At 68.1% G+C, this 14,027-nt stretch carries 11 protein-coding genes; 5 read left to right on the forward strand and 6 right to left on the reverse strand.

Annotated features, from left to right (window positions below; all coding sequences use genetic code 11):
• Window positions 1–85 precede the first annotated feature (85 nt).
• Both B9D87_RS18200 and B9D87_RS18205 read left to right on the forward strand, forming a co-directional pair.
• Window positions 86–1,636, forward strand: coding sequence for an MBL fold metallo-hydrolase (locus B9D87_RS18200; RefSeq protein ID WP_007771896.1), 1,551 nt, complete (start codon window positions 86–88; stop codon window positions 1,634–1,636).
• The gene (locus B9D87_RS18205; protein WP_007771895.1) at window positions 1,633–1,965 is read left to right on the forward strand and encodes a hypothetical protein; all 333 of its coding nucleotides are present in this window, start codon (window positions 1,633–1,635) and stop codon (window positions 1,963–1,965) included. Before B9D87_RS18200 ends, B9D87_RS18205 begins: the two co-directional genes overlap by 4 nt.
• On the opposite strand, the gene B9D87_RS18210 is transcribed toward B9D87_RS18205, so the two are convergent.
• Window positions 1,962–3,380: a condensation domain-containing protein gene (locus B9D87_RS18210; RefSeq protein ID WP_040630703.1), complete on the reverse strand. Its 1,419-nt coding sequence runs from the start codon at window positions 3,378–3,380 to the stop codon at window positions 1,962–1,964. The two genes, B9D87_RS18205 and B9D87_RS18210, sit on opposite strands and share 4 nt — an antisense overlap.
• 340 nt (window positions 3,381–3,720) lie before the next feature.
• Here B9D87_RS18210 and B9D87_RS18215 point away from each other — a divergent pair, with 340 nt between their 5' ends.
• Window positions 3,721–4,437: a GAP family protein gene (locus tag B9D87_RS18215; RefSeq protein WP_040630572.1), complete on the forward strand. Its 717-nt coding sequence runs from the start codon at window positions 3,721–3,723 to the stop codon at window positions 4,435–4,437.
• 118 nt (window positions 4,438–4,555) lie between these two features.
• Window positions 4,556–5,641, forward strand: coding sequence for a PE-PPE domain-containing protein (locus tag B9D87_RS18220; RefSeq protein WP_080598578.1), 1,086 nt, complete (start codon window positions 4,556–4,558; stop codon window positions 5,639–5,641).
• A gap of 3 nt (window positions 5,642–5,644) precedes the next feature.
• On the opposite strand, the gene B9D87_RS18225 is transcribed toward B9D87_RS18220, so the two are convergent.
• From B9D87_RS18225 to B9D87_RS18240, 4 genes are all read right to left on the reverse strand, one after another.
• Window positions 5,645–8,863 (reverse strand): MMPL/RND family transporter, encoded by a 3,219-nt coding sequence (locus tag B9D87_RS18225; protein ID WP_007771890.1) that lies wholly within the window; start codon window positions 8,861–8,863, stop codon window positions 5,645–5,647.
• Between the two features lie 18 nt (window positions 8,864–8,881).
• Window positions 8,882–10,351, reverse strand: a complete 1,470-nt coding sequence (locus B9D87_RS18230; RefSeq protein ID WP_052002521.1) for a condensation domain-containing protein — start codon at window positions 10,349–10,351, stop codon at window positions 8,882–8,884.
• 224 nt (window positions 10,352–10,575) lie between these two features.
• A complete protein-coding gene (locus B9D87_RS18235; protein WP_007771888.1) occupies window positions 10,576–12,141 on the reverse strand; it encodes a phytoene desaturase family protein in 1,566 nt (521 codons plus the stop codon).
• Window positions 12,142–12,189: 48 nt separating this feature from the next.
• Window positions 12,190–12,837, reverse strand: a complete 648-nt coding sequence (locus B9D87_RS18240; RefSeq protein WP_007771887.1) for a TetR/AcrR family transcriptional regulator — start codon at window positions 12,835–12,837, stop codon at window positions 12,190–12,192.
• A gap of 88 nt (window positions 12,838–12,925) precedes the next feature.
• On the opposite strand from B9D87_RS18240, the gene B9D87_RS18245 reads away from it, so the two are divergent.
• A complete protein-coding gene (locus B9D87_RS18245; protein ID WP_007771886.1) occupies window positions 12,926–13,411 on the forward strand; it encodes a DUF2834 domain-containing protein in 486 nt (161 codons plus the stop codon).
• Here B9D87_RS18245 and B9D87_RS18250 read toward each other — a convergent pair.
• Window positions 13,408–13,980 carry a class I SAM-dependent methyltransferase gene (locus tag B9D87_RS18250; RefSeq protein ID WP_007771885.1) on the reverse strand — a complete coding sequence of 191 codons (573 nt, stop codon included), beginning with the start codon at window positions 13,978–13,980 and terminating at the stop codon, window positions 13,408–13,410. The genes B9D87_RS18245 and B9D87_RS18250 overlap by 4 nt on opposite strands.
• Window positions 13,981–14,027: the final 47 nt, after the last annotated feature.

A 14,027-nucleotide genomic window follows, 5' to 3' on the forward strand; every position in this document is an offset into this window, starting at 1 on the left:
GGCTCGCGCTAAGCTCGGGGGCTGAAAAGCCGTCATCCCCGGCCGGGGCCGCAGCAGCCTTCGAACCGGCCCCAGGAAGGTATCAGTGCAGGTCACCAGCGTCGGCCACGCCGGATTTCTAATCCAGACCCAAGCGGGCAGCATCCTTTGCGACCCGTGGGTCAATCCCGCCTATTTCGCGTCGTGGTTCCCGTTCCCGGACAACAGCGCACTGGACTGGAACGCCCTGGGTGACTGCGACTACCTCTACGTGTCGCACCTGCACAAAGACCATTTCGACGCGCAGAATCTGGCCGAGCACGTCAACAAGGACGCGGTGGTGCTGCTGCCGGACTTCCCGGTGCCCGACCTGCGAAACGAGTTGGAAAAGCTGGGTTTTCACCGGTTCTTCGAGACCAGCGACTCGGTCAAGCACCGGATCGGCGGTCCCAAGGGCGAGCTCGACGTCATGATCATCGCGCTGCGGGCGCCCGCCGACGGCCCGATCGGCGATTCGGCGCTGTTGGTTTCCGACGGCGCGACAACGGTTTTCAACATGAACGACGCCCGGCCCGTGGACCTGGACGTGCTGGCGTCCGAGTTCGGGCACATCGACGTGCACATGCTGCAGTACTCGGGTGCGATCTGGTACCCGATGGTCTATGACATGCCGGCGCGCGCCAAGGAGTCCTTCGGTGTCCAGAAGCGGCAACGGCAGATGGACCGCGCCCGCCAGTACCTCGCCCAGGTCGGGGCGACGTGGGTGGTGCCGTCCGCGGGCCCACCGTGCTTCCTGGACCCTGAGCTGCGTGACCTCAACGACGACCACGGGGACCCGGCCAACATCTTCCCCGACCAGATGGTGTTCCTGGACCAGATGCGCAGGCACGGCAACGACGGGGGGCTGCTGATGATCCCCGGGTCGACCGCCGACTTCACCGGCTCCACCCTGAATTCGCTGACTCACCCGCTGCCCACCGACGAGGTCGAGGCCATCTTCACCACGGGCAAGGCCGACTACATCGCCGACTACGCCGAGCGGATGGCCCCGGTCGTCGCCGCGCAGCGGGCCGGCTGGGCGCCGGCCACCGGGGAGCCGCTGCTCGAGCCGCTGCGCGCCCTGTTCGAGCCGATCATGTCGCAAAGCGACGAGATCTGTGACGGCATCGGCTATCCCGTCGAGCTGGTGCTCGGTCCGGAGACCGTGATCCTGGACTTCCCGAAACGAGCTGTGCGGGAACGCATCCCGGATGAGAAGGTGCGCTACGGGTTCGCGATAGCGCCGGAGCTGGTCCGCACCGTGCTGCGCGACGGCGAGCCGGACTGGGTCAACACCATCTTCCTGTCGACCCGGTTCAGGGCCTGGCGGGTCGGCGGCTACAACGAGTACCTCTACACGTTCTTCAAATGCCTGACCGACGAACGGATCGCCTACGCCGACGGCTGGTTCGCCGAGACCCACGACGACTCGGCCTCGGTCACGCTGGACGGCTGGGAGATTCAGCGCCGCTGCCCGCACCTCAAGGCCGACCTGTCGAAATTCGGCGTGGTCGAAGGAAACACGTTGACCTGCAACCTGCATGGCTGGCAGTGGCGACTCGACGACGGGCGCTGCCTGACCGCGAAGGGTCACCAGCTGCGGAGTTCGCGGGCGTGAACGACTCCTACGACGACGGACTGGTCCAGCTGGACCGCGCGGCGATCACGTTGCGCCGCTACCACTTTCCGTCGGGCACGTCGAAGGTGATCACGCTCGACGCGATCCGCGGGTACAAGGCCGAAGACCTGGGCATCTTCACCCAGCGGTTCCGGATCTGGGGCAGCTCGGACTTTCGCCGCTGGCTCCCGCTGGACATCGGCAGGCCCTTCAAGTCGACGCTGATCACGCTGGATGTGCCGGGCACGCGACCCTCCCCCGCCTTCACCCCGGCGCGCCCCGACGAGTTCACCGACCTGTTGGACGAGCTGCTCCGGCGGCGCGGCTAGGACGCGCGCGACTGCGCGAATGGCCGGCTGCCGCGCCGGCAGTTGGCCACCCGGGCGTAGACCGATTTCATGGCCGCGACGTAGCCGGCGATGGATTGGCCCGCGATCGGGTTGTCCGGGAACAGCACCGTTACCTTGGTTTCCTGCTGCAGCCGGGTCACCCACATCGACACCTGATGCGACACCCGTCCTTCGTCATAGATCCGGAAGTTCAAGTCGGAGTTGGCAACAGATGACAACGGGGCGATGCTGGCATCCAGGAACGACATGACGAAATTGCCCGGCCGCGGCCTGCCGAGGCCCGCCTGTGGGGGCGCCAACTGCAGCACGCGGTCGAACGGCACGGTGGCCAGCTCGATGCCGGAATCGAAGGACACCTGCGCGCAGCGCGCCACGTCGTCGAAATGGCCCGCGGCGTCGGGCACGCTCACCGGGACCAGGCCGGTGAACCAGCCCGTGGTCATCAGCTCCGTCGGCGTCCTGCGGGTATCGGTCGTCGTGACGACGGAAAAGCTTCCGGCACCGGTCAATTGGTGCTGGGTGAGGGCGGCGCAACCGAACACCCCGCCGCTGAACCGGGCCCCGGCGGCGACGCACGCGGCCTCGAAGCGGTCGGTCTCGTGCTCGTCCATCAGCGTCTCGGTGACCAGCCGGCCGGCATACGGCACCGACAGGTCGCCCAGCGCCAACGGGAAGTGCGGCAGGGTCCCGCCGTTGCCGGCGGCGAAATCGATCCATCGCCGCACCGCCGGGGAGTTCGGCGTCAGGGCGCTCATCTCCGCGCGCTGGCGCTCGCAGTAATCGCCGTAGCGGCCCGCTTCCGGAAGTTCGATCGGCGCGTCGCCACCCACCAGGGCCGCGTACATCAGATGGATTTCGCTGAACAGCACGCCGACGATCATGGGATCGACGCACAGGTGGGCGATGCTCGCATAAAAGGTGAAGCGGTCAGCGCCCTGGACGACGCCGAAGAAGAAACAGTCCCACTGCAGCGGGTGCGGCGACGAGATGTGCTCGCGCAATTCCCGCGGCGTCATGCCCGCGTGCTCCACCGGAACCAGCTCGATGTCGGCCGGATCGGCCATGGTGTGGCGCACGATGCGCTCGGCGTCGTCGCACTCGAACCAACTGTGGTACGTGTCGTGGCGGCGGATGTGGGCGTTGATCGCGTAATTCATGGCGCGGACATCGCACCGGCCGGGGATATCCCACGTGAAGATCATCAGCCGCGACATGTCCAGGCCACGGGCGCGATGATCGCTGTACCGGCGAAGGTGCTGGGCTTGCTGATAGCTGGGCGGCACCGTACTGACTGGCGCTTCGCACGCTTTGGCGTTTGCCGCGGGGGTTGCGTGCCAACAGATCACGGGGCCCGGATCGGGGATCCAGTCGCGGAGCGTCGTTATGCCGAACATCGAATGCGTCTGCACCTCCGCGCTATTCGGCCGGGTCCGGCTCGCGTTCGCACGGCCCGCCAGCCAAGGTGTTCGGCGGGCCACGGCACCGTACCCACCGAAACCCGTTGCGGGGACGCAGGTAACGGCCGACCGGACCGGCATGCCCAGCCGCCCCGAATGGTCAGCATAACGGATGAGGCGGGCGGGCGCATCAGCAAAACGCCCGGGGAGGGCGTTACGCAGAAATGAACGACGGATTACGAACTGCCCCTTGTTCATGGCGTTTTCATCGATGTGCGCGGTGGTTGCCACCGCGTCCGCCTCCATAACGCCCGCCGGCGGAGTACGGTTGCCCAGCATGTGGATCACCGTGCTGATACTGGCGGGTTCGGTGATCTTCGAGCCGATCCGGCTCGGCTTGGTGGTTTTGTTGCTGAGTAGGAAACGTCCGCTCCGGCAGCTGTTGGTGTTCTGTTGCGGCGGCCTCACAATGGGCTCCGGTGTGGGCCTGGTCGTGTTGTTCGTGCTGCGGGCCGCGCCGGTGTTCGGACATGTGAGCGTGGCGCAGGTCCAACTCGCCTCGGGATTCGTCGCTTTGCTGATCGCCGCCGCGATCGCCGCAAACACCGTGCGGCACAAGCCCGTCCGGCGATCTCCAGCGAACGCCGAGGCCGCCGGCGGCGGAGTTGCTCTGCTGGAACGGACGCAGCCCGGCGCCCTGGCGAAGTTGACCGGCCGGGCACGCGCCTTCCTGCAGGGTGACTCGCTGCGGGTGGCGTGGGTTAGCGGCCTGGGGGCGGCGCTGCCGTCGGCCAACTACATGGCGTCGATGGCCGCCATCCTCGCGTCCCACGCCGGGGCGGTCACGCAGGCTCAGGCCGTCGTGGCGTACAACCTGGTGGCGTTCACCGTGGCGGAGATCCCGCTTGTCAGTTGCCTACTCGCGCCGCGCCGGACCCGCGCGTCGATGGTCGCGCTGCAGACCTGGTTGCGTTCCCGTACCCGGGGCGACATCGCCGCGTTGATCGCGACAGGCGGCGCCGCGATGCTCGCGCTTGGGTTGACCAGCCTTTAGGCCGGGGTAGACTTCCGTGCTGAGCTGCCAACCGCCCAATCCGACTGACCGAGGCAGGTAGCGCGAATTGTTCTGCCACACCGTGAATGGGCTGCTGGCCGGGTCGGCCGCGGCGGGAATGCTCGCCGTGTCAATGACTTTCGGGGATGGTGTGGCGTCCGCCGATACCGCGTTGATCGTCCCGGGCACCGCGCCCTCCCCCTACGGCCCGCTCCGGTCGCTCTACCACTTCAACCCCGCGACGGCGCCGCAGATCGACGCGAACTACTACAGCCCGGACGCCACCCGGCGCGTCATCTCCTACCCCGCCAGCTTCTGGCCGGTCACCGGACTGAACTCGCCGACGGTCGACAGCTCGGTCAACACCGGAACCAACAACCTCGATGCGGCCATCCGCGGCACCGGCGGGCCCATCTCCGTGGCCGGCCTGTCGCAGGGCACGCTGGCGCTGGATCGTGAACAGGCCCGCCTGGCGCGCGATCCCGGCGCACCGCCGCCGGATCAACTGACCTTCATCAAGGCGGGCGACCCGAACAACCTGCTGGCCAAGGCGTTCGGGCCGGGGGCGCACGTGCCCATCATCGACTACACCGTGCCGCAGCCGGTGGAAAGCCAGTACCGCACCGTCAACATCGTCGGCCAGTACGACCCGTTTTCCGATCCGCCCAACCACCCGGGCAACCTGCTCGCCGACCTGAACGCGATCTGCGCGGGCGGGTATTACGGCCACAGCGCCACGGCGTTCTCCGATCCGTCCCGGGTGGCGCCCTGGGACATCAGGCGGGAAACCAACAGCCTGGGCGGCACCACCACGACCTACTTCATCCGCAACCCGCAGCTGCCGCTGGCGCGCGCCCTGGTGGACGGCGCCGGCATGCCGCCGGAGGCGGTCGGTCCGATCGACGCGGCGCTGCGCCCGCTCATCGACCGGGCGTACGACCCGGGTCCCGCGCACAATCCCGTGCAGATCATCAACGGGATCGCCCATATCCCCACCATCTTCACCGCGGTCAACGTCCCCCTGCGGGCGACCTCGTGGGGGCTCAACGCGGCATCCGGCGCCCTCGGCGTCGCCAACGCGGCCCGCGGCGTCGGCGCGCTCACCTCCGGCCCGAGGGTCGGGCCTCGGGTCGGGCCCAAACTCATCAAGGGCAAGGGCCTGCTCCCGACGGCCGCCCGCCTGCTGCTCAGGAGCAAGAGGTAGGCGTCAGAGCCGCAGCCCCTCGTGCGGTGAGAAGCCGACCAGATCGTCGAGCATCCAGCGCGGCGACCTCTCCGAGTCGGGCAGCAGGGGCTTGCGCGAGCGCGGGCCGCGGCGGCGTCGCGGCCGCCGAACGATCGGCCGCCAGCCCGTGGGCCTCCACCAGTTCGCTTGTCCCACAAGCACTGCGATCGCCGGCACCGTGACGGTGCGCAACAAGAACGTGTCCAGCAGCAGCCCGGCGCCCAGCACGAAGCCGCTCTGGATGACGTTGGTCAAGCTGGCGAACACCAGCCCGAACATCGAGGCGGCCATGATCAGCCCCGCCGCGGTGATCACCCCGCCGGTCGATCCGACGGTGCGGATGACACCGGATCGCATGCCGAGCTTGGACTCGTCGCGCATCCGCGAGATCAGCAGCATGTTGTAGTCGGCGCCCACCGCGACCAAGATGACGAAGGTCAATCCCGGCACGCTCCAATGCATTTCCCCACCGAGGAGGAACTGGAAGACGATGACGCCGATGCCGAGGGCCGACAGGTAGGAGACGATCACCGAACCGATCAGGTACAGCGGCGCAACCACCGCGCGCAGCAGCGCGATCAGAATGAGCAGCACGACGCCGACCGTCATCATGATGATCAAGCGCAGGTCATGTCCGTAGTAGTCGCGAGTCTCCTTGACGAAGACGGGTAGCCCCACCGTCGATACCGCGGCATCGGCCAGCGTGGTGTTCGGCTGGGCCCCCGCGGCCGCCGACATCATCGCGCTGACCTGATCCATCGCGGCGCCGCTGAACGGGTTGAAGTCGGTCTGGATCAGATAGCGCACCGCGTGCCCGTCGGGCGAGACGAAGGCGGCCGCGAACTTCCTCAGTTGTTCGGTGTTCGTCCCGCCCAACAGCCCCTGCACCTCGCCCGGCAGCGCGGCGGGCCGGTCGCCGGCGCCGGTCGCGTACGACAACGCCTGCGCGGGAATGTAAAAGCCCGACATCGCCGGCGTCGTCGCGTCGTTTTTCATGCCCATCAGGAACGCCGACGCCTCGCCCAGCCCGAAGCCCATCTTCTTGACCTGGTCGACCAGTTGCGCCACCCCGTCGGCCAGCTGCCGGCTGCCGTCGGCCAGCGTGTTGGTGCCCTGCTGCAAGAAGTTGATCTTGGCCCGCATGCCGCCGGGGGTGCCCATGCCCAGCGAGCCCATCGCGCCGATCGCGGTGGACAGCGCGCGGCGCAGCCCGGACACGGTCGCGGCCAGGCTTTGCACGGCCTGGGTCGCCTTCAGCTGTCGAGCCAGCTCGGAGATCTTGCCCAGCGTGCCGTCGTCGCGCGCCGTGACCAGCCGCTGCAGTTCGGTGCGGGCGTTGACGCAGGCGGGTTCGGCGCTGCACATCGGGCTGTTGTCGAGCGCCCCCAGCACCGGGGCGGCCCATTCGGAGTTGTTGGCGACGAAGTTCGAGTTCGCCCCGATCGCGTCGCCGAGCGAGCGCATGCCGCTGACGAGTTTCTCGGCACCGTCGAGTTCGGCGAGCGCGCGATTCCCGCCGAACGCGTTCTGCAGGAAGCCCAGCGCGTCGACCACGCCGCTCACGGCGGACACGGCCTGGTTGACCTGGGTGCGCACGTCGCTGAGCTTGCCGGCCATCAGGTTGGCCCCGCCCGCCAGCTTGTCGAGATCGCCGGTGTGATCGGTGATTTGCCTGGAGCCCTGGTCCAGCTTGTCGCCCACCTCGCCGGCCTGCCAAGACGTCCTGGCCTGCTCCAGCGATTGCCCGGTGGGCCGGGTGATGCCGCGCACGCTCGCCACGCCCGGCACCTGGCTCACCCGCTGCGCCATCTGCTCGAGGTCGGCCAGCGCCCTGGGCGTCCGCAGGTCGTGTGGCGACTGGATGACCAGGTACTCCGGAATGATCAGGTTGGGCGGGAAGTGCCGGTCGAGTGCGGCGTAGCCGACGGAGCTTGCGGCGGAGGCCGGCAGCGCCTGGCGTTCGTCGTAGTTGTAGTGCGCCAATCCCGCGCAGCCGGCCAGGATCGCCAGCACCAGCACGCTGGCCAGCAGATGTGCCTTGGGCTTGCGGACGATCTGGATGCCCGAGCGCCGCCACATGCGGCGGCTGAGGTCGCGGCGCGGGGCGATCCAGCCGCGCCGTCCGGCGAGCACCAACAGCGCCGGCAGCAGGGTCACCGCGGCGGTGAACACGACGATCACCGAGATTCCCAACACCGGCCCGGCGCTTTTCAGAATCCCCAACTGGGCGAAGATCATCCCGAGAAAGGTGACCGCCACGGTGGCCGCGGAGGCCGCGATCACCTTGCCGATCGAGGCCAGCGCCCTGATGACCGCTTGATCCGAATCCAGGCCGTCGCGCAGGTAGTCGTGATAGCGACTGATCAGGAAGACCGCGTAGTCCGTTCCGGCGCCGACCATCATCCCGCTCATGAAGATGGTGGTCTGGTTGGCGATGCCCAGGCCGGCCAGCCCGACCATGGCCACCAGACGCTGAGCCACCGCCACGGACACGCCGATCATGATCAGCGGCAACGCCATGGTGACCGGGTTGCGGTAGATGACGAGCAGGATGACGAACAGCAGCACGACGATCGCCAGCTCGATCCGCGTTCTGTCCCGCTGCCCGGTCAGATTCATGTCGGCGACGGTGGCCGCGGGCCCGGTCATGTTGGCCCTCAACGTGGTTCCCGCGACGGTGCGCTCGACGATGCCGGTCACCCGCGCGTAGGCCTGTTTGGACTGCGGCGAGCTCAGCTCGCCCGGCAGGCCGACCGGCAGGATCCAGGCCTGGCGGTCCTTGCTGGTCATCAGCTCACGCAGCGGCGGTGTGCTGACGAAGTCCTGCAGCATCACCACGTCCCGGGTGTCGGCACGCAGGTCTGCGGCGAGTCTCTTGTAGGTGTCCTCGTCGGCCGGGCTCAGGCCCTTCGCATCGCTGAGCAGCACCACCGCAATGCTTTCCGACGCGGGCTCGTGGAAGACCTTCGTCATGTTCTCGGTCGCGACCAGCACCGGGGCGTCGTTCGGCAGCATGTCCACCGGGTGCCGCTGGGAGATCTCCTGCAGCGACGGCAAGGTCAGCGAGAGCACACCGACGAGCGCAGCCCAGAGAGCGATGACCAGCCACGGCCACCGCGCGATCCAGCCCCCCAGCCGCGGGAAGAGCCCCACCGATTGGTCCGGGCCGGGTTGGCCGCTGTTCGCTGTCCGCCGTGACATTCCCAACCGCCCGCAGCGCTATCGTTCGAGCGTCAGCACGCGGTTTGGCGTAAACGCCCGCGCGACAACGTGTTCCCGCTCGTCTCGGCCGCCATCGGCGATCCGGACGGACGCGGATTTGATGGCCGCCAGGTACCGGCCGACGGAGTCGCGGGCAACCGCGTTGCCCGGCAACAACACGCTGGCCGCGGTCTCGTCGTAGCGGCCCACCATGGTGCTGAGCGGATAGGTGACCCGTCCGTCGCTGTGCGCACCCACGGTCATGCCCTCCAGCAATTTGGTCATCATGGAGAGCGGACTGGCTTGGGCGTCAAAGAAATTCACCAGCGAAAACAGCGGCGGCGGCGGCCGCAGCGACGGCTCCAGCTCGACAACCCGTTCGAAGGGCACCCGCGCCAGCTCGGTGCCGGAGTCGAAGGAGGCCTGCGCGCGCTGCGCGATCTCGCTGAAGGACAATCCGGCGACCGGCACGGTGACCGGGATTTGACCGGTGAACCAGCCCTGTGTGGTCAGGTCTGCCTGGGTGCTGCGGGTGTCCACCGGCGTGATGCCGTAATACGTTGGCGCGCCGGTCAACTCGTTCAGGGCCAGCGCGATGCAGGCGAACATGCCGCCGACGAAACGGGCACCCGCGCCCACGCAGGCGGTCTCGAACCGTTCGGTCTGGCCCTCGTCCAGCAGCGTCATGCTTATCAGGTCGCCGTCGTACGGCGCCGACTGAGCTCCCAGCGGTAGTGGGAATCTCGGGAAGGTGCCGTCGTTGCGTTCGGCGAAGTCGGCCCAGGCGCGCACCTGCGGCGAATCGGCGGTCAGCGCGCCGGTGTGCGCGCGCTGCCGAAGGCAGAAGTCGTCGTAGCTGCCGGCCGGCGGCAGGTCGACGGGCGGGTTCCCCCTGATCAGCTCGGCGTACATCGCCTGGAACTCCATCAGCCCCATCCCCACGAAGTGGCCGTCCGCGTGCAGATGATCGATGCTGGCGAAGAACGTGAAGGTCTCGGCGCGCTGGATGATCCCGAAGCCGAAGCACTCCCAGTGCAGCGAGTCCGGGATGGCCACGATGTGGTCGCACAACGCGGCGCTACCGAGTTCGCCGTGGTCGGTCAGGACGAACTCGATGTCGGTGGGATCGGCGATGGTGTGCCGTACGAAGCGGCCGCCGTCCGGCGAATCCGATTGGTACTCAAACCAACTGCGGTAGGTGTCATGGCGGCGCAGGTGTGTGTTGATGACGTAGCTCATGGCGCGGAGGTCGCAGCGACCGGCAACCTCGACCGAGGCGATGAGCAGCCGGGAGTGGTCCAGCCCGCGGCCGGCCTGGTCGCGCAGGCTGCGCAGATGACGGGCCTGCACGTAGCTGGGCGGCACCTCGCTGACCGGCGCATCGAGGGCCTTGGCACGGGACGACGCTGTGGGGCCCCAGGAGAACAGCGCGCCCGGCGTGGGTTGCCATTCGTCGACCGTGCAGACATGCAATGCCCCGATCCGCACCACCAACTCCTGCCGTCGCGCACCGCTCCCGGCATCGGGTCGCCGAATCCTCAAACCCACACGACGTCGCGGCGGGCGCGTCAGGGCAGCGAGCCGCTCCTGAAGGACATTCCGTCAAACCCCACGGGTCGGTGCTGAGGTTCTCCGGTAGCGTAGCCCCGGTTTCGCCCCGCCGCCTGTTGGCGCGCTTCGGCGCTGACGGGTCCGCGTGGCGGCCCGCACCGCTACCGCGCCGCGCGGTCGGCGAGCGCCTGGCGCGCCGCGTTGTAGCCGGGGATGAAGGTGATCCCCGGGCCGCCGTGGCAGCCCGCGCTGCCCAGGTACAGGCCCTCGATCGGAATCGGCTGGCCGAGGAATCCCCGCGGGCCGGGCCGGTTGGGTCCGATCTGATTGGCGTTCAGCAGCCCGTGGCAGTAGTCGCCGCCCGGGGCACCGAACATCACGCCCATGTGCTTGGGCGTGAAGGTGGTATGCCGGATGATGCTGCGTTCGAAATTCGGGGCGAGCCTGGTGATCTTGTCGATCACCCGCTGACCCATTTCGACCTTGGCCTGCCCGTAATCCACGTCCCCCTCGATCGGGAAGAACAGCGCGAACGCCGACGCGGCGTGCTTTCCCTGCGGCGCCAGGTCCGGATCGTTCTGCGACGGGATCTGCAGCACCACGGTCGGGTCGGCCGGCACGATTCCGCGCCGCGCGTCCTCCCATTGCTGCTGGACTTCCTCCGGCGTGCAGAACAGGCCGATCGAGGCCTGCATGGCGGGCTCGTTGAGGGCCTCGTACGGCGCGGCGAAGACGGGCGCCTCCTCGAGAGCGAAGTGCATCTGCAGGTAACTGCCGCGGTGGTCGATGCGCGCGTAGCGCTCGCGGATGTCCGCGGGCAGCGCGCCGTGTTCGATCATCTCGTTGAGCGTGACGTCCGGGGCGATGCCGGAGACCACGATCGGGGCGTTCAGCGTCTCGCCCCCCTCGGTGCGCACCCCGGTCACCCGTCCGTCGGCGACCAGGATCTCGGTCACCTTGGTGCGCAAGCGAAGTTCGCCGCCATGGGTTTGCAGCACGTCGCACAGGTGCGCGGTGAGCGCGCCGATGCCACCGCGCAGCTTCTTCATCTGCATGGTGTCGCCGTCGGGCACCCCGAGACCGAAGGCGAGCGCGGCGGCGCTACCCGGCGTGGACGGCCCGCGGTAGAGCGTGTTGACGGCCAGCACCGTCATCGAGCCGCGGATCGCGCCGAACTTCTCGCGGTCCGGCAGGTAGCGGTCCAGCACGTCGGTGACCGAGCCGAACAGCATGTCGTCGATCGCCGAGCGCTCGAATTCGTTTGTCGCGCAGGCATACATCTCGTCGATGCTCTTGGGTGGCGTTCCGGCTTCGAACCGGCCCAGCGCGCGGGTCGGCCCCTGGCTCCAGGCCATCAGCCCCGCCATGCCGTTGACGGCATCGGCGCCGTGCACCTCGTTGAGATGGTTGAACAGCTTGATGGGATCGCTGTACTGCACCAGCGGGTCGTCGCCGACGCCGCGCACCGCCACCGACATCACGTCCAGGTCGATCGTCGGCAGGGTGTCCAGGCCCAGCTCGTCGACCACCACCTGGGACGTCGGGAATTGCACCGAGCCGGCGATCTCGAACTGGTAGCCGTCGAAAAGCTCGACGGTCGATGCCATGCCGCCCGCGTAGAGCTTGGGATCCAGGCACACGGTCCGCAGCCCGGCCTTCTGTAGCAGCACAGCCGCGGTCAGCCCGTTGTGGCCCGCGCCGATAACTATCGCGTCGTAATCAGTCATGTCCTGCCCTCCGGAATGGAGGCTCGCACGACGCCAAAGTTTTGTCAATTATGACGAAACTTCGGGAGCGGTCGCCGTGACCCAGGAGTCGGTGATCCCCGCCCGCAGCGACTCCAGCGCCGCGTGGCATAGCCGCGCCAGTTCGCCCAGCGACCGCTCGTCGCTCTCCATCCACACCTCCATCGCGCCGAACACCGCGGCGGCAATGCATCTCGCGGTGACCGCGATCCGCACCCGTCGGTCCGCGCTCGGGTTCGCCGCGCCGTTGGTCCCGCGGCTGCGCCGTTGCAGCTGCGCGCCGATGGCGTCGGCGAAGTCAGCCTGGACCTCGCGGATGTGGCGGACGATGCGGCCGGGGTCCAGCTCGTCTTGCCGCAGGGCGGCGATCTTCGTGACGGCGTCCACGTCGTAGGGGAACGAGAAGACAGCCGCCTGCACCGAGTCGATGATGGGTTCGTCGGCCGGCCTGGCGTCCAGGGCGGAGCGAAACCAGTGCAGCCCGGTGTAGTCGGCGAACAGCAGATCGTGCTTGGAGCTGAAGTGCCGATAGAACGTTCGCAGCGAGACGCCGGCGTCGGCCGCGATCTGCTCGGCCGACGTGTCTTCCACGCCCTGGGCCAGGAATCGCACCAGGGCGGCCTGCCGCAAGGCCTCGCGCGTGCGCTCGCTGCGCGCCGTCTGCGCGGGCCTGACCATGGGAAGAAGGTACCAAGCCGGCGCAGTTGCGATTGCAGTTGTTGTGTCAATATTGACAAAACTTTGCGCCGGGGGCGAGACTGCGCCCATGGTCTCGCTACTCACACACGCGGTACTCGGACTGGCGGTCATCGGCTGGATCGTCACGGCCAACAAGGGAGTCTTCGCCCGGCCGGCCGACGGGCCGCTCTTCTCGCCGATGGAAGTCGTCTACTACGTGGTCGGCATCGCGTCGGTCGCCCTCGGCTGGTATTTCAACATCACCTACGTGCAGCAGTACTCGCACGGCTCCACCAACCCGCTCTGGGGCGAACACGGCAGCTGGCTCGAATACATCAAGCTGATGTTCACCAACCCCGCCGCCAGCTCGGCCAGCCAGGACTACACGATCGCCAATGTCGTTCTGCTGCCGATATTTACGATCGTGGACGGCTACCGCCGCGGTCTGCGCCACCCGTGGCTGTACTTCGTGTCCAGCCTGTTCACCAGCTTCGCGTTCGCGTTCGCGTTCTACTTCGCGACCATGGAGCGCCAGCGCCGGCACGAACGGGACCGCGCCACGGTCGGCGTTTAGCCGGCCGGCTTGGTGGCCCGCCACTTCTGCCGGCCACCCTTGACGTCGGTGTGGACGTCGGTGAACCCCGCGGCCTGAAGCCGGCCGGGCAAGTCCCTGGGCGCGATCGGGTTGTAGGTGTCCGCGACGTGAATCAGCCGGAAGGCCAGCGACGGAACGCCGTCAGTGCCGGCGAAGACCCCGCCCGGTTGCAGCACCCGGAACGCCTCGGCGAACAGGCGGTCCTGCAACTCGGGGCGGGGAACGTGATGCAGCATCGTGAAGCACACCACCGACGTGAAATGGTCGGCGGGCAAACCGGTTTCGCCGCCGTCGCCGTGAATGATGCGCGCTCGGTCGCCGTAGCGGCGGTGCAGGCGGTCGGCCATCGCGGCGTCCACTTCGACCGCGGTGAGCGACGCCGTGCGGTCGAGCAGGGCGCGCAGCGTCGCCCCGTATCCGGGTCCGATTTCCAAAGTCCGCGTGCCCAATTCGACGCCCCGCAGCGCCCAGGGCAACAGCTGATCGGCCACCGCCTTCTCCCAGCCCGCTGAGCTGCACCGGCGTCGATGCAAGAGATTCATCGCCATCGTGCTCCCGCCTTTCTGTGGGTCAACCCGAACGCTATGCGAGCACC

The organism is Mycobacterium colombiense CECT 3035, assembly GCF_002105755.1.
GTDB classification, from domain to species: Bacteria; Actinomycetota; Actinomycetes; order Mycobacteriales; family Mycobacteriaceae; genus Mycobacterium; species Mycobacterium colombiense.